Raw genomic sequence first — 15,979 nt, forward strand, 5'->3', positions numbered from 1 at the left:
CCGGTCAGATCGGCTTCAGCACGCCGTCCTGGGGCTCGTAGCACCGACCGCTCATCAGCGCGCTCTCGATGGCGTCGTCGACGGCGTCGGCGTCGACCCCGTGCTCCTCCGCGACCCGGGAGACGACCTCCGAGCGATCGGCGCCGTCGCCGCCGGCGAGCTCTCGCATCGTCTCCATCGCGGCGTCCTCGACGTTGACGTCCGACCCTTCCTCCTCGTCCTCCGATTCGGCCTCGGCGTCCTCCTCGGGAGCGCCGGCCGATACCTCCTCGGTTTCGGTCTCGGCCTGGGCTTCGAGGTCGGCCAGTTCGTCCGCATCGGGGACGTCGATCCCCGCCTCGCCGGGCTCGTCGACCTCCCCGCCGGTCGAGAAGTCAACGCCGAACTCCTCCTCGACCTCGGCGCGTTCCTCGTCGTCGAGCTCGTAGAACGCCTCCTCGTCGGCTGCTGCCGTCGGCTCGTCGGACGCGGGCGTCGCTTCCGCATCGGGCTCCGACGCCGTTTCCGGCTCGGACTCCTCGGTCGACGTCGAACCCGACGGCTCGAAGTCGCCGAGATCGTCGGTCGTTCCTTCGGTCGTCGGCTCCGACTCCGCTTTCGTTTCCGTTTCCGCGCTCGCTTCGGCGTCCACGTCCCTCCCGACGGCCGAACCGGACGGTCCCTGTTCGCCCTCTCCCGGCCCGGTGCCGGTCTCCGATGTGTGCGTCGCGTCCGGCTCCACTGCCTCGGGTTCGGGGGCGGTCGTCTCGGCTTTGGCCTCGATCTCGGCCTCCGACGGCTCGGAGCCGCCCGTGGCCGGTTCGCTTCCCGATTCCTCGGGTTCGTGCGCGGTGACGGGTTCGTCCTCGGTGTCGACGGCGGTCGGTGCCGCCTCCACGGACCCCTGCAGCTCCGAGATCGAGGTCTCGCGACCGTCGTCCTCGTCCGGAGCGATCCCGGGGGCGTCGACGGAGTCGACCTCGCCGGCGACCTGTCTCGCGGCGTCGAGCGCGCTCTCGCGCAGCGCGTCGAGGTAGGCCGGCGTTGTCCCGTAGTGGTCGCGAGCGAGCGCGATCCCGCTCGCCCGTTCGGAATCGAGCCCGGCTTCGATCAGCGCCTCCTCCAGGTCCCCCCCGTCGACCTCGAACGACTGGGCGAACTCGGCGATCCGATCGAGGGTGTGGGCCGCGGCCTGGACGGTCCAGCGGTCGCGGGTCTCGGCGTCGACTTCCGCGACGCTCTCGGGCCGGATCGACGTGAACACGCGATCGGAGTCCTCGGGCTGGAAGGCGTTGGCCTTCCCCGTAACCGCGACGAACGCCGGCGGCTCCGTGCGTTCGAGGAAGGCGAGCGCGTCGGGCTGGTACTGGCCGGCGTAGACCACGAACGCGCCGGTCGGATCGACGACCCGGGCGCGGACCACCTCCTCGTTGACGCGTTCGAGTTCGGTGAGGACGCCGACGACGAACAGCCGGTTGACCCGCGCTCCCGTGGGGACGATCACGTACTTCGGGGCGCGCTCCTCGTCGCTGTCGGCGTACTCGAGGTCGGCGGCGTCGAACTCCGCGGCGAACAGCCGGTGGGCGACCTCGCGTCGTCCCGGCGCGTCGCTTCCGCTCATTCGCCCGCCTCCGCGAGGAGCGCCTCGGCGCGTTCGGCGGGCGTCTCCGAGACGGCCGCGAACTCGGTCGCGTTGAGGTTCGCGCCGTAGTCGTCGATGCTGAGCGAGCCGCGGATGGCGTACTCCCGTCCGACGAGTGTCTCGCGGATCGAGTCGGCGACGACCTCCTGGTCCATCGCCTCACGGGCCTGTTCGCGCGCGGCCTCGATGCCGCCGCCGTAGATCTCGCGGGTGAGATCGGTGCCCAGGATCGCCGTGACGGTACCGGTGCCGTCGTCGAGGATCGCCTTCACCCGGAGGTCGTCCTCGCCGTCGACCTCGCCGTGGCTGCGACACTGGCCCTTCTGGACCATTCGGCCGCACTCGGGACAGCGCTGGATCAGTCCGGAGCCGTCGCGCACCGCGACGACCGTCCCGACGAGTTCGACGTCGAAGGCGCCGCCGCCTTCGATCGCCTCGCCGATCGGCGCGCGGGGGGCGTCCTCTGTCACCTCGACCGGTCGGTCGAGCGCCGAGACCGTCGTGAACTCCGAACAGTTGATCGAGGGGGCGCCGCGGAACTCCCGGACGTAGACGTTCTCGAACCGGAGGTCCGCGCCCTCCTCGATCTCGGGGCGGGGCTCCCAGTCGGTAAAGGGTAGGCGCGCGCTCTCGTCGGCGAGCACGCCGCTGAGTATCTCCGTCTCGCCGTCGCGGCCGTCGATCGTTCGAGTCTCGACCTCGATCACGCGGGCCTCGACGCTGAGTCCGCGGTCACCGGGCTCGGCCTCGTCGAGGGCGATCTCGCCGCCGACGTCGTAGGGCACTTCTAACGAGCTGTCCTCGAAGACGAGCGTGGTGCTCTCGCCGAGGTTGAGCTCAGGCTGGTCGTCCCACTCGCGGACGCCCGCGTTGCCCGCGGTGATCGTATCGCCCGGCGAGAGGCCGAACTCCTCCCAGGCGGTGTAGTCGATCCGCCCGCTCCCATCGGCGAGTACGCCCTCCGTGATGACCTGTTCCTGGCCCTGATAGCGGATCGAGCGCTTGCCGGCCGTGAGCACCCGCGCGGTGACGGTCACGTTCGAGTCCTCGGTCGTGATTCGGCCGATCTCCTTCGATTCGGGCTCGCCGCCACCACCGCCGCCTCCGCCGTACTTCCGGCGGAGACTCTGGACGGCCTCGTCCATCGGCACGCTGTAGGAGACGAGGTTTTCGAGATCCTGTCTGACCTCCTCTTTGTCGACACCGAGGTCGGAGGCGAGCTCCTCGGCGCGGTCCTCTACGCTCATCACTCCTCCTTGATCCTGCCCGGTTAAAAAGAGTCGGACGGCGCACCGAAAGTGGTTATCGCCGGCTCTCGTAGTGGGGCCATGCACGTCGTCGTCAACGCCGCGATCAGCGCCGACGGGAAGCTCTCGACTCGCCGGCGCGAACAGCTCACGATCAGCGGCCCCGCCGACTTCGATCGGGTCGACGAGCTTCGAGCCGGGAACGACGCCGTGATGGTCGGCGTCGGCACCGTACTGGCGGACGACCCCCATCTCACGCTCGACGACGAGGAGCGGATCGCCGCTCGCGAACAGCGGGGCGAGTCGCCCCACCCCGCACGGGTGGTCGCCGACTCGCGGGCCCGGACGCCGCCCGACGCACGGATCGTCGACGAGAGCGCGACGACCTACCTGCTCGTGAGCGAGGCCGCCCCCGCCGAACGAACCGAGACGCTCGCGGAGCGGGGAGCGACGGTCGTCGTCGCGGGCGAGGAACGCGTCGACCCTCTCGAGGCGCTCTCCGCGCTCGAGGCCCGAGGGATCGACCGGTTGATGGTCGAGGGCGGTGGCGAACTGATCTTCTCGCTGTTCGAGGCCGGGCTGGTCGACGAGCTCTCGACGTTCGTCGGACCGACCGTCGTCGGCGGACGGGAGGCGCCGACGCTCGCGGACGGCGAGGGGTTCATCGAGGGATTTCCCGACCTCGAACTGGCGACCGTCGAGCGGATCGACGGGGGTGTGTTGCTTCGTTGGCGCGTCCGGTGATCGACCTGACGGCTCGTCGGCGGAGCCGTACGTCGTCGGAGAACGGCGAAGGATCGAACGCGAGGTGGTTCCGGACTACCCGGTCAGGTGTCGGTACTCGGCCATGGCCTTGTCGCTCAGCACGAGGTAGGCGAAGACGAGCACCACGAGTCCGATGACCGCCATCCAGCCGGCGAGGAGGACGTCGCCCGAACTCACGATCGTATAGCTTCTGTACTCGACGAGCGCGCTCGCCGCAGTAAGCGAGACGGTGAGAACGCTGTAGAATACCAGCAGAACTGCGTGAACGGCTACCTCGATCAGCTCCTCGTACATACCGTTCTCCAGTCGACAGCTAAAAATAGTCTTTCTGGTCTGCCGCGCGGGATCTGAGCGCTCGACCCTCCCCGGTCCGTGGACGGGTACGACACCCCACGCCGGATCGGGTCTCGAACGTGCTGCTCGCCCGGAGATGAATACCCTGATATAACAGCAACGCTACCGTATTCGATAATGAGCGAGACGACGGAGGAGGGTGAGAAAACCAAGGCGGTAGCGATCTGTGACGGTTGCGGTGAGATCACGCCGGTTCGGGTCTGGGAGGACGGACACATCCACCCGATCGGCGCGGACGAGGGGCGGTGCTGTGACGACGCGGAGTACCAGGTCCTCGAACAGGGCGAGAACGCCGACGCGTTCGAGTGACGCTGGTAGGGGCCCTCATCTACGACCTCGAATAACGTTCGTCGAGCGCGATCGTCGAGGGTCGTATCGCCGCCAGCCACACGGACCGTTGCCATCCGGTCCGACGTCGATCGACCCGTGATCGCGCAACTGGTTGCGTCCGCGTTCGTGCTCGGGTGAACGTGAGTGATTCATACCCCTTCATACGCGTTCATTCCCGTTCTCAACAGGCTTTTTGACGTGTTCCGTGGAAGGGAAAATGCTGTCAGTCGGAGGCACGACGGACTCTCGGAGCGGACCGGGAAAGCTCATCCACCGAAGGGGCGTGCGATCCGTCTAACTCTCATCCACCTGGGGTTCGAAACAACCCTCACCTTCGATCCGTCTCCGCGAGCTACCCGCTGACCCCTCGGTCTACGCCGTTCGGCCACCCGACCGGCGGGACGGTTCGTTTAACGGGAACGGCTACTCCCGGGGGACGACCTCGATTCGTCCGCGCAACCAGGAGACTGCCCGATCGAGGTCGTCGGGATCGGTGGCGGTCAGCTTCAGCCGGTTTCGCTCCTCCGTCGAGGGGTAGCTCCCGACCGACACGTCGAACCGATCCCGGACGCCCGCGAGCGCGTCGATCATCGACCCCTCCGGCTGGGGGGTATAGAGCGTCGCCGAGAGTACGTCGCCGTCGAACTCCGCGGCGACCCGTTCGAACAGCGCCTTCATCTCGTCAGGCACCCCCGGAAACGCGTAGACGTTCTCGAGGACGCACCCCGGGCAGAGTCCCTCCGGGTTGAGCAGCGCTCGGCTCCCCGCCGGCAACGCTGCCCACGCGTCGACGTCGATCTCCACGTCGTGGGCCTCCATCACGTCGGGGTTCTCGTCCCGGTACGCGGCGACGGTCGCGATCACGTCCTCGCGGACGCTCTCGTCCACGACGAGCTCCCGATCGAACGCGTCGGCGATGGCGTCCGCGGTGACGTCGTCGTGGGTACCGCCCAGCCCGCCCGTCACGATCACTGCGTCGAAGGTCTCGGCCCACCTGCGAATCGTCTCCGTGATGAGCCGGCGGTCGTCCGGCACCGTGAGGATGCGGGCGACCGTCGCGCCGGCCTCGGTGAGTCGGCCTGCGAGCCACGTCGCGTTCGTGTTCGCCGTATCGCCCGCGAGCACCTCGTCGCCGACGGTGAGAATGGCGACTTCCATCGACGGATACGACGCCCGCCGAGGAGGAAAAAGGCGCGGTCGAGCGCCGATACCCGTGCGACTCGACACCGAGCCGGACGTTCGACTGTCAGAAAGACTTATAGTGATACGTGGTATACTACCACATGCGTCCGCCGACACAGGATCGGTGGGCAAGAACGAGATCGTTGCACCGTCAGACGACCAGATCAGATCTGACCTGAGACACCACATTCAGCACACGACACGCACACCGCGCCCGTATCGCCCGCTGACCGCCGCACCGCTCGCCAATCACGTACCGCTCGCCGACCACCTTTCGAGGCGATCCGATCGCCGGACCGCCTCGCCGGGTACATCGATCACTTCCGGCGTTACAGTACCGACCGCGACGGACTCTTGCTCTAGACGATCACGAAGTCTTAGGAAGCGTCACCCTCTATCATTGTAGTATCGTGGAAACTAACTCCGGACCACTCGACGTGACCGTTCGGGGCCCAGGGGAGCCCGAGGTCGTAGTTATCGGCGGCGTCCACGGCGACGAGCGAAGTGGCATCCGTGCGGTACGCCGCCTGCGTGAGGCCGAGTTGGACCTTCAGCGAAGTGTCGCGTTCGTGCTCGCCAATCCGGCCGCGATCGAGGCCGGCGAACGCTACCTCGACTCGGATCTCAACCGCGTGTTTCCCGGCGATCCGGACGGTGATCGAGAAGAACGGATCGCCGCCCGCCTCTGCGAGTTCGTCGAGGGCCGGACGACGCTCTCACTGCACGCTACCGAGGCCGAGCCCACGCCGTTCGCGCTCATACACAGCTCCCAACCCCGAGAGTTCGACCTGGCCGCACGGCTGCCCGTGCCACACGTCGTCGATCACTGGGGGGTGAACGAGCAGACGATCACTACCTGTGGCTTTAGCGTCGAGATCGAGCTCGCTTCGGAGGACTCCGAGGAAGCGGCTGCGGCCGCTGAACACCAGGCCCGTGCGTTCCTCAAGCGAGTGGACGCGCTCCCCAACGAGCCACCCGACGCCGATCCGGACTTCTTCCATATGTACGAGCCCGTTCCGAAGCCTTCTGGAACGTGCTACGAGTTATACGTTGAGAACTTCGAGCGTGTTCCCGCGGGGGCTACCTACGCGAACGTCGACGGGGAAGATCTGATCGCCGACGAGCCGTTCTGGCCGATAATGATGTCCGAGCACGGCTCAGAAGACGTCTTCGGCTACAAGGGACGCAAGATCGGCGAATCGCTCGAGGAGGTAAAAGAGACGTGGCTCGACGAGGATCGAAGACGGGAGACCCCTGGGTAGCCGTCGTCCCGGTCAGCGTTCGGAGTAGGAGGTAACTCACGGCCGCTAATTCGTCGGGTGCATGGGTATACGCTACAGCGAGCGGGGCACATCGCATTACGCTCCCGTTGCCTGCGTTCCGCCCCTCGGGGCTTACCTCCCAGACGTCTTCACTCACCTGATCCCAGTGATCACCGTCAGCAAGCCGGCTGAGAACGCGACGCGTCAACCCACCGATGCCGACAGCCCCACTTTCGAACCACTCGACGAACCGTCGAGAGACGTCGTCCGGGTCGAACTCGTTACACTCGACGAGACTCCGGGCCAATCGGAGTGCTTGCTCCGTATCATCGGTGAGTCCGCCAGGCGGGACGCGACCGGTGACGAATTCGGTGAGTGTTCCATGTTCCGCGGTGATACGATCAGGCGACCACCCTTCGACCGGTTCGCCGAGTGCATTACCACAGGCTAGTCCCAACAAAACACCTGCTCCGTGATCCATTGGGACCATACGACTGATTTCGGGTATCCCTCTCGTTCTTTTCGCTACAACAACTACCGTTGATACGACGTGGTCATCGGGATCCAGCGTTACTGCTCTTCTTCGTCTTTTCCGTTAGATCTTGCTCGTTGAAGTGGGGTTCCTCTCCTGAGCGAGGTTCGATGTAATTCGAGTCGTCGTGAGAGCTATATCCCATATCGTGACCCCTCGTCGTTTATGAGTACGACCCTTTTCTCATATCCTCTGAAATCAGCACGATTGATCTCCTCGTAGGCGCTCCCTGGCTTAAATATGGTCAGTAGACGAGGCCCGCTAACCATGTACACTGGTTTAAATCTCCGTCTGCAAGGTACTGGTCAGAGCTGATCTACCGGTGAATTTCCTTCGGAGGATCACGAGAGGGGTTAAGAGGTTCACAGATCCATAAGGTCTATACGCCGGTAGAGGATACGAGATTATAAGGCCCGATGAGATCAGCGTGATCGAGGGCAATCCACTGGAGTCTCCGGATGTCCAGGATCTGCTTCCTGCGTTACCATTGACATCCGGTTTCCTGAGGAAATAGTCACTAGACTCTAACCACGATAAGACCCGTTCTGATGAACAAGTGGAGGAAGTGACGGAAGAGAGTGTGGGATTGGATCATTAACGGCATCGATCGAGGTCTCATTCGCCGATGTCTTCACCTGGTCGCCCTCTCCGTGTAAACGAATCCGTCGCCGTTTCCGTTCTTTCGGACAACCTGCACGGAACGTTCCCTCTTTCTCTACCTGGAGTGGCTGTACAGATCGTCTATAGATGGTGATTCGTTCAGATAGTTGCCTGGATTCTACGTTACGATCACCGGACATATTGAAAACGGCGTGATGAATACAGAGCGCGTATCTTGCAGGGGTCCTGTTCAGATCGGATCCGTAGAGATCGGGGTCGGATCGTCCAGTGCAGCCTATCTCTTCCGTTGGTGATTGAAGCAGCAGTAATCGCCGTAAAATGCGAAGTGTTATCGTTCACCACGACTTAAGAGAGGTGAGCGTTCTCCGATCCGGTGGACAGACACCATGTCCTGGGCCGATGAGTTCTCGCGATAAAGAGGTCTTCCATGACAAACGTAACGAAACCAGATACGGACGAAGAAATGGAACCAGTCACTTCAGCGGATGGCACGTCGATCGCGTTCGAACGATCAGGGAGTGGACCACCGCTCGTGCTCGTCCACGGGATGGCTAGCAATCACGCGCGGTGGGAACTGTTCGACGTACGGCCTACGCTCGCGGAACACACAACGGTGTACGCCATCGACCGACGTGGACACGGCGAAAGCGGTGACATCGACGAATATACGCTGGAGCGGGAATTCGAAGACGTGGCCGCAGTCGTAGATTCGATTGACGGTCCGGTTCATCTCCTCGGGCATTCCCACGGCGGCCTCTGTGCGCTCGAGGCAGCGCTACGAACCGACAATTTGCGTAGTCTCATCGTATACGAACCCGCTGGGCCGTGGGAGGAAGGGCATATCTACTCCGAGGCGACATACGAGGAGTTAGTGGCGCTGGTGGAAGACGGTGAGAACGAACGGGCGCTACTGTTATTCCTACGCGAGGTCGTCAGACTGCCAGAATCACAGATCGATGACCTTCAGACAGCCCCGAATTGGTCGGCCCGCGTGGACGAGGCCGATACGTTGCCCCGTGAGTATCGAGCGCCCATATCCTACGAGTTTGAACCGGAGCGATTCGCGAACATGACCACACCGACCTTGTTGTTAGTCGGTGGTGAAAGCCCACAATGGGTCAAGGACGCGACGAACGCAGTCAACGACGCGCTCCCGAACAGCCGGATATCGACGTTAGAGGGCCAAGAACACGTGGCGATGAACACCGCACCGGACCTCTTCATCGACGAAGTGGTCGCGTTCGTTCAGGAAATCCGGTAGTATTTCTGAATGTTTCCCTGCTGTAACTGTTCGCCCAACTGTGCGGAAGGGTCACATGGACCGCAAGCGTAGTTATCGAGTGAGAGAGGATGGGAACAGTGACTTCAGCGGATGATACGCCGATCGCATTCGAACGATCAGGGAATGGGCCACCACTCGTACTCGTCCATGGGACGACCGCGGACCACACCCGGTGGGCACCAGTTCTCCCCGCCCTCGAAGAACACTTCACCGTCTACGCGATCGACCGACGTGGACGGGGCGAGAGCGGCGATACCGAGGAGTACGATCTCGAGCGAGAGTTCGAGGACGTGGCGGCAGTCGTCGAGTCGATCGATGAACCCGTGATCTTGCTCGGCCATTCCTACGGGGCGCTCTGTTCACTGGAGGCAGCCCTGCAAACCGACAATCTTCACAAACTCGTCCTGTACGAACCGCCACTACCGGTCAGCGATCACGACCCCGATACCGAGGACGTCCTCGACGAGATGACGGCTCTCGTGGACGACGGTGAGAACGAGCAGGCACTGGTCCGGTTCTTCAGCGGGATCGTCGGGGTTCCTCCGGCGGAACTCGACGCGCTTCGCGTGGCACCGAACTGGCCGGCCCGCGTGGATGCCGTCCATACGGCCATCCGGGAGGAACGGGCGCGGAAGGGATACGAGTTCGATGCTACACGGTTTGCAGAGGTGACCATCCCGACTTTGCTATTGTCCGGGAGCGAGAGCGCCCCGTTTCTCAAGGACGCGACGGACGTGCTCGACGACGCCCTTCCGGACGGTCGGATCGCCGTCCTCGACGGGCAGGCGCACGCCGCGATGAATACCGCACCCGACCGCTTCATCGACGAAGTACTCGCGTTCATCCGTGGATCGAGCTAACGGACCGACGATCATTCACCCCCAGCTCCGACAACTGTTCGATCTGCTCCCCGTACCGAGCGGCCGTTCCATACGATTTGATCCGAACAAATTCCGACCATCGTTCTTCATCCACTCTCCGTATTCAGCAGGACGTTGAAAATCAAATCAGGTGCTCGCATAGCCCTCGCTCCTCGCGTGAGCGCTCGGAGCGAAATATGGGGTCGGAGGGACATATAGTATCCCGAAAACTCCGAGTGGAATCAGACTCAGATGCAGGAAACCAGCGATTCTGGCAAGCCTATTCGGCGATATTCCAAGGCCGGTGCTCCCCACACCAGTTTCTGCATTTCTAGTCTCCATAGTTTAAACACTCCCTGTAGTCCGAGGCCATTTCCAGGCGAGCCAGATAACGAGTGCAAGAAGAACAACTTCTACACCAGCACCAAAGTAATAATGTGGCCAACCTGCAGCACCCGCTAAATTGAATAAAGAATATGGAATATAGAGTATTGCCACGACGATATTCGTCCAGCGATTCACTCTTGCCGGCAATGCCAGAGACAGGAAAATCATCAAACCCGGAATTGTCACTGATACTAGTGCAACCGATATAAATGTTGGCGTAATTTGGAACGTGAATACTTTTCCGATTAGTATATCCTCAATAGTCCCTGGCTTATAAAACCCCAAAAGATCTACGTATACATATAAAAACATAAACGATGTCCACAAGGCGGCCAGCTTCAGTTTCACATCGATCTTCGCGTCTTCTAACAGCCTTGTCTTGTTTTCGGTTTTCAAGTCGTTCTATCATGATAGACTACTCGCTAGGGGATAACGCTATGCTTTTGAGGCGAAACGGGGCTGCTGGATTCACCCTCTGTATTCAGCATAATTGTAGCTGGTGGCTATACCACTGTTTCCAGCCATGCCCTTTGTCCATTCCTGCCTTCCACCTGCTCGACGTCCAGAGAAGTGCGAGATCTCCTTCGAGGTAATCGGCCTCAAAACCCTCAACGAGCGCAATTTTATCACCCGGAGAAAGATCGCGTTCACGCCAGAGATCACGGAAGGCGTTATAGATGGCGACGTCGTCATCAAGTGTGGTCGACACGCCAGCGCCGTGGGATACTGGCGTCGGCAGTGACTTTCGAGTCGTTCCGTTTCCAGCAGAGAGGTCTGCCGGTGTGGTCTCGCCGACCGGGGTCGACTCGATACTCACGCTAGTCCACCTCCGCTATACTGCACCAGTCGGTGGAAATGGGCTATCCAGCGGTTGAGCTGCGTCGATAACAGGTATTTTTTCTCAAATATCTCTCTAGGTAATAATGGGAAAGAATTAAATTCCGAATGGGGTCGGAGGGATTTGAACCCCCGATCGACTGATATCTCCGGTCACGCCTCGGTACTCCAGAGGGTCGTCAACGCGGCCGATGATCAGTCGGCCGCTCGGTATATCAGTCTGGAGTATCGTCACCGAGCGTGTACACCGGCAGCCGACCGTCGTCGGACGGGTCGCAGTACGGTCAGCGACCCCGTTCGACGGGCGCGGCCGACGGTGTATACCTCTGGAGTCAGTCGCCATTCCGGGCTTGGCCACGACCCCGCGTCCTCCGGTAGGTCCAATCGCCCTAAAGGGGTTTCGATCCGCGCTACTCGCGGTCGGTCTCGTACCAATCGCACTCCTGGCACTTGCGTCCGGTTACGAACTCAGTGACGCTCGGCATGTAGCCCACCTCGAGGACGTCTCCGCCGCAGTCGGGACACTCCCGGTCGGCGTCCTCGATTCCGTCGGTCTCCATCACCTCGCCGTCGCCTCCTTTTTCGGCCTCCTCGATGATCTCGGCGAGTCCCTGCGGATTCACCATTCGTCCCTGGACGACGCGGTTCTGATCCATGTCCGGTGACGGTCCGCCGACCACAAAAAGACCGCGTTACAGCCAGGGTTCGCGCTCGTCGTCGGTCGTGTAGGTGACGTCGTCGTCACCGTCGTCCCACCGATCGGATCGGTCCTCCTCGACGTCCTCGCCCCCGTTCGCGAGCGCCTCCCGTCCCGTCTCGCGCTCGACGCCGGAGCCCGGATCGAAGGCGAGCACGCCCGCGACGACGAGCACCGCGAGCGGCGCTTGATCCGGCGTCACGCCGAGAAGCGTCAGCGGGAGTACGCCCAGTGCGACCGCGCTGCCGAAGCGAAACCGATCGATGTCGACGTTCTCCCGAAGCCACGGCCCCAGCAGGGCGATGCCGAGCGCGAAGGCGACGCCGACGCCGGCGGCCGCGACCGCTCGGACGACCAGGGCCGGATCCGGCAGGAACACCAGTTCCGCGCTCCCGGGGTCGACGCTCGCGACGAAGCCGAGGCCGACGATCACGGCGGGCGAGGGGAGGTACTCGCCGATGCGCGCGCTCGCGGTCTTCGCGGCGATGGCGGCGATCACCAGGGCGGCGAAGCGTTCGAAGATCACCAGATCGAGCACGCTCGCGATCGTCGGCGCGAGCGCGGCCTCGAGCGCGGCCAGCGGCAGCAGCCCGGCGGCGACCAGCAGAACGACCCTCGCCTGCTCTCGAGGGGTGCCGTCCATCTCGGCGAGGATCACCGCGAGCGTCGCGCTGCCGCCGAACACCAGCAGTCCGACCTGAACGATGCCCGCGACCGTGTCGATCCCGCCCGCGAGGATCAGCGCGGGGAAGATCCCGTCGATCAGGGGCAGGAACATCACGAGCGCGAGGAGCTTCGTCGGCCCCGAGACGGTGCGGTGGAGACCGAACGCGCGCTCGAGCGTGAGCGCGACGGGGTGTTGGGAGCTACTCATGCCGAGAGCGTAACGAACGCGACGGTCGGCGGCCCACGCGCGCGGCGCTCGCTCGCGTCGCCCCCTGGCACCCGTTCTGCGTTCCGAACGTAGTGAACCGGCTGCCGAAGTCCTCGCTCGTTCGGCCGGCGATCCACCGTGGTTCGGAGTCGGGTGCGTCCATACTGAAACGATCATGATGAATGCTGATAAGCGTTGTGTGGGGACTGTCGGCACTCTGCAGGACGTACGACCAGGAATATCCGTACTGAATCGACCGAACGTCCAGAGATCGAGCGGACGACCGGGAGCGACCGGCGGTGAGACCTCTCAGGACCTCGTCTCCCCCGCTGCAGTGGTTTCTCGTAATCCTTTTGCGTCGGGGTCGCAGACGCTTTATATGGCGAGAAACGGATCGAACCCACCGTCCTTCCTGGAGAAACTCGACGTACCGGAGGCGCTGACCTTCGACGACGTACTGCTCCGACCCAGAGAGAGCCGTGTCGAACCCGACGACGCCGACCTGAGCACCCGTATCTCGACGAACGTCCGCATCAACACGCCCGTGCTCTCGGCGGCGATGGACACCGTCACCGAGGCCAGTCTCGCGACCGAGATGGCGCGCCAGGGCGGTCTGGGCGTGCTGCATCGGAACATGGACGTCGACGACATGGTCGAGGAGATCGAGCAGGTGAAGGCCGCCGACGAGCTCGTCATCCCCCTCGAGTCGGTCGTCACCGCCGATCCCGAGATGACCGTCCGCGAGGCCGACGAGATGATGGAGCGTGCCGGCGTCGGCGGCGCGCCCGTCGTCAACACCCGTGGCGAGGTACTCGGAATCATCTCCTCGACGGACATCCGTCCGCACCTCGAGGTCGGTGAGAACGACCCCGTCCGCGAGGCGATGACCGACGAGGTGATCACCGCCCCCGAGGACACCGACGCCCGCGAGGCGTTCGAGCTGATGTACGACCACAAGATCGAGCGCGTGCCCGTCGTCGACGACGAGAACCTCCTCGTGGGGCTGGTGACGATGCAGGGGATCCTCCAGCGCCGAGAGTACGAGGACGCCGTCCGCGACGATGAGGGCCGGCTCCGACTCGGCGTCGCCGTCGGTCCCTTCGAGGCCGAACGCGCCGCGGCCGCCGACGAGGCCGGCGCGGACGTGCTGTTCATCGACTGCGCCCACGCCCACAACCTGAACGTGCTCGACAGCGCCCGCGAGATCAAGGCCGAGGTCAGCGCGGACGTCGTCGTCGGCAACGTCGGCACCCGCGCGGCCGCCGAGGACGCCGCGGAGTTCGCCGACGGGTTGAAGGTGGGCATCGGCCCCGGCTCGATCTGTACCACCCGCGTCGTCAGCGGGGCGGGCATGCCCCAGATCACCGCCGTCGCCGAGGTGGCCGACGCCGCCCGCGAGCACGACGTTCCGGTGATCGCCGACGGCGGCATCCGCTACTCGGGCGACGCGATCAAGGCGATCGCGGCCGGCGCCGACGCCGTGATGCTCGGGTCGTACTTCGCGGGCACCGACGAGGCGCCCGGACGCGTCATCACGATGAACGGCAAGCGCTACAAGCAGTACCGCGGGATGGGGAGCGTCGGCGCGATGCGCTCGGGCGGCGGCGATCGGTACCTGAAGGACGAGCCGACCGACAACGAGGAGTACGTCCCCGAGGGCGTCGAGGCCGCCACGCCGTACAAAGGAAGCGTCGAGAGCGAGCTCCACCAGCTGGTCGGCGGGATGAGAAGCGGGATGGGTTACGTCGGCGCGGGGACCATCCCCGAGTTCAAGGAGCGCTCGCGGTTCGTTCGCGTCTCCTCGGCGGGCCAGACTGAGGGCCACCCCCACGACGTCGTCATCACCGACGAGGCACCGAACTACAGCCCCGAGACCTGATCACGCGGTTCGTGCCGGATCCGACGGTTCAGAACGTGTAGCCGTACCGCTCGTGGAGGACGTATGCGCCGGTTCCCCAGACGTAGTCCTCGCCGGGCCACCACGTCCTGGCGGTGTTCATCCCACAGACCAGCACTCCCTCGTCCGGGTTCTTCGGGTCGGGACGGTAGGAGACGGAACCGCTGTCGCCGTCGGCGAAGTCGGACTCCCGACCCCACTTGAGTTGACCGCGCTTGCACGGGTCGCCGTAGACGCAGGAGATCCCGTCGACGGCCTGGATCCGTCCCGAGGAGTGGCCGGTCGTCGCGCCGATCTTGTGGATCTCCACGCCGCGGGCCTTGAGATCCGCGAGACCGATCCGTGAGAACTGGCCGACGACGCGGTTCGGCAGGGCACCTTCGAGGGCGTGGGTCGGCTCGAACTCGCCGGTCGCCCGAACCAGCACGACGTCCTCCTCGCCATGCCGGCGATGGACCTCCCCGATCGGCGTCCGGCCGCCGTCGACCAGTACGCTGAGCTCGCTTCTGACACTGGCGCTGCCGGCGTACAGGTGGTCTGCGGTGGCGAAGAACCGCTCGTCGACCTCGGGATCGTAGAGCGCCGGCGTGAGCGTCGCGATGCCGTTGGCGTCACCGACCGGGACCCCACCCGGGACGGCGGGACCCTCCGTCGGGTCGTACCGGTGTCTCGGGGTGGCCGATTCGTCGTCCTCCTTCCCGAGGCCCTCCACGACCGAACCCTCGATCGGTACCTCGTCGGTCAGTCCGTCGAGCTCCGCGAGGACCGAATCGCTTCGTACGTTGACGGCGATCGATGCGGACGTCCCGTCGTCGTGGTCGCCCGGCACCACGTAGACGTCGAGCACGCCGTCGGTGTCGGTGAGATCGAGGGTGTCACGGGCCGACAGCGCCGCTCTGAGGTCGTCGTACCACTCGGCAGCGACTGTTCGAACCCGAGGCGTGATCTGAGTGGGGTCGTCGGGGTCGTCGCGGGCGATCGCGTAGACGATCGGCACCCGATCCTCGTCGATCCCAGCGAAGTCCCCGGCGGAGAGGTGGCTGGCGCTGGCCGCGCCGAACCCCGCCGCCGCTAGCGTCTTGACGAACCGCCGACGCCCCATCCGCGAGAGCGGCCGCTCGTGGACGCGCTTCGTCTCGGGCGTTGCCGGGTCGTCGCTGCTCATCGACTCGTTGCTCGGTAGGGCGTCCAGTTACTTTAGTCATGATTGACATGCCTCCGGTTTCCACGG

The 15,979-nt window shown here is 64.0% G+C and carries 15 protein-coding genes, 1 tRNA gene and 1 pseudogene; 6 read left to right on the forward strand and 11 right to left on the reverse strand.

The window, feature by feature from the left end:
• Window positions 1–4: 4 nt before the first annotated feature.
• Window positions 5–1,600: a hypothetical protein gene (locus tag V0Z78_RS10165; protein WP_336344517.1), complete on the reverse strand. Its 1,596-nt coding sequence runs from the start codon at window positions 1,598–1,600 to the stop codon at window positions 5–7.
• Window positions 1,597–2,868 carry a Single-stranded DNA binding protein gene (locus tag V0Z78_RS10170; protein WP_336344518.1) on the reverse strand — a complete coding sequence of 424 codons (1,272 nt, stop codon included), beginning with the start codon at window positions 2,866–2,868 and terminating at the stop codon, window positions 1,597–1,599. The genes V0Z78_RS10165 and V0Z78_RS10170 overlap by 4 nt, the downstream gene beginning before the upstream one ends.
• Window positions 2,869–2,949: 81 nt before the next feature.
• Between V0Z78_RS10170 and V0Z78_RS10175 the strand changes: the two genes are divergently transcribed.
• Entirely contained in the window at window positions 2,950–3,612 is a 663-nt protein-coding gene (locus V0Z78_RS10175; protein WP_336344519.1) for a 2,5-diamino-6-(ribosylamino)-4(3H)-pyrimidinone 5'-phosphate reductase, read from the forward strand.
• A 75-nt stretch (window positions 3,613–3,687) separates the two neighbouring features.
• Here the strand turns inward: V0Z78_RS10175 and V0Z78_RS10180 are convergent, their stop codons facing one another.
• Entirely contained in the window at window positions 3,688–3,927 is a 240-nt protein-coding gene (locus V0Z78_RS10180; protein ID WP_336344520.1) for a hypothetical protein, read from the reverse strand.
• A 177-nt stretch (window positions 3,928–4,104) separates the two neighbouring features.
• Between V0Z78_RS10180 and V0Z78_RS10185 the strand changes: the two genes are divergently transcribed.
• On the forward strand, window positions 4,105–4,296 hold the full coding sequence (locus tag V0Z78_RS10185) for a hypothetical protein (RefSeq protein ID WP_336344521.1): 192 nt from the start codon (window positions 4,105–4,107) through the stop codon (window positions 4,294–4,296).
• A 444-nt stretch (window positions 4,297–4,740) separates the two neighbouring features.
• Here the strand turns inward: V0Z78_RS10185 and V0Z78_RS10190 are convergent, their stop codons facing one another.
• The gene (locus V0Z78_RS10190; RefSeq protein WP_336344522.1) at window positions 4,741–5,475 is read right to left on the reverse strand and encodes a competence/damage-inducible protein A; all 735 of its coding nucleotides are present in this window, start codon (window positions 5,473–5,475) and stop codon (window positions 4,741–4,743) included.
• A gap of 461 nt (window positions 5,476–5,936) precedes the next feature.
• Between V0Z78_RS10190 and V0Z78_RS10195 the strand changes: the two genes are divergently transcribed.
• A complete protein-coding gene (locus V0Z78_RS10195) occupies window positions 5,937–6,761 on the forward strand; it encodes a M14 family metallopeptidase (protein WP_336344523.1) in 825 nt (274 codons plus the stop codon).
• Between the two features lie 73 nt (window positions 6,762–6,834).
• On the opposite strand, the pseudogene V0Z78_RS19045 reads toward V0Z78_RS10195, so the two are convergent.
• Window positions 6,835–7,251, reverse strand: a pseudogene (locus tag V0Z78_RS19045) (ADP-ribosylglycohydrolase family protein); the annotation flags it as partial.
• A gap of 1,090 nt (window positions 7,252–8,341) precedes the next feature.
• Between V0Z78_RS19045 and V0Z78_RS10205 the strand changes: the two are divergent.
• Both V0Z78_RS10205 and V0Z78_RS10210 read left to right on the forward strand, forming a co-directional pair.
• Window positions 8,342–9,175 (forward strand): alpha/beta fold hydrolase, encoded by an 834-nt coding sequence (locus V0Z78_RS10205; RefSeq protein WP_336344525.1) that lies wholly within the window; start codon window positions 8,342–8,344, stop codon window positions 9,173–9,175.
• Between the two features lie 89 nt (window positions 9,176–9,264).
• The gene (locus tag V0Z78_RS10210; protein ID WP_409338693.1) at window positions 9,265–10,056 is read left to right on the forward strand and encodes an alpha/beta fold hydrolase; all 792 of its coding nucleotides are present in this window, start codon (window positions 9,265–9,267) and stop codon (window positions 10,054–10,056) included.
• Window positions 10,057–10,401: 345 nt separating this feature from the next.
• Here the strand turns inward: V0Z78_RS10210 and V0Z78_RS19050 are convergent, their stop codons facing one another.
• The 5 genes from V0Z78_RS19050 to V0Z78_RS10230 all read right to left on the reverse strand — a co-directional run bounded on the left by V0Z78_RS19050 (window position 10,402) and on the right by V0Z78_RS10230 (window position 12,851).
• A complete protein-coding gene (locus V0Z78_RS19050) occupies window positions 10,402–10,791 on the reverse strand; it encodes a DUF6326 family protein (RefSeq protein WP_409338694.1) in 390 nt (129 codons plus the stop codon).
• A 133-nt stretch (window positions 10,792–10,924) separates the two neighbouring features.
• A complete protein-coding gene (locus V0Z78_RS10215; protein ID WP_336344527.1) occupies window positions 10,925–11,260 on the reverse strand; it encodes a hypothetical protein in 336 nt (111 codons plus the stop codon).
• A 129-nt stretch (window positions 11,261–11,389) separates the two neighbouring features.
• Window positions 11,390–11,644 (reverse strand) — tRNA-Trp (locus tag V0Z78_RS10220).
• Window positions 11,645–11,690: 46 nt separating this feature from the next.
• On the reverse strand, window positions 11,691–11,936 hold the full coding sequence (locus tag V0Z78_RS10225; RefSeq protein WP_336344528.1) for a DUF5795 family protein: 246 nt from the start codon (window positions 11,934–11,936) through the stop codon (window positions 11,691–11,693).
• A gap of 36 nt (window positions 11,937–11,972) precedes the next feature.
• Window positions 11,973–12,851 carry a DUF5794 domain-containing protein gene (locus V0Z78_RS10230; RefSeq protein WP_336344529.1) on the reverse strand — a complete coding sequence of 293 codons (879 nt, stop codon included), beginning with the start codon at window positions 12,849–12,851 and terminating at the stop codon, window positions 11,973–11,975.
• Between the two features lie 379 nt (window positions 12,852–13,230).
• Between V0Z78_RS10230 and guaB the strand changes: the two genes are divergently transcribed.
• Window positions 13,231–14,730 carry an IMP dehydrogenase gene (gene guaB, locus V0Z78_RS10235; protein WP_336344530.1) on the forward strand — a complete coding sequence of 500 codons (1,500 nt, stop codon included), beginning with the start codon at window positions 13,231–13,233 and terminating at the stop codon, window positions 14,728–14,730.
• Window positions 14,731–14,758: 28 nt separating this feature from the next.
• Here the strand turns inward: guaB and V0Z78_RS10240 are convergent, their stop codons facing one another.
• Window positions 14,759–15,913 (reverse strand): hypothetical protein, encoded by a 1,155-nt coding sequence (locus V0Z78_RS10240; protein ID WP_336344531.1) that lies wholly within the window; start codon window positions 15,911–15,913, stop codon window positions 14,759–14,761.
• Window positions 15,914–15,979: the final 66 nt, after the last annotated feature.

The organism is Halalkalicoccus sp. CG83 (genome assembly GCF_037081715.1).
GTDB classification, from domain to species: domain Archaea; phylum Halobacteriota; class Halobacteria; order Halobacteriales; family Halalkalicoccaceae; genus Halalkalicoccus; species Halalkalicoccus ordinarius.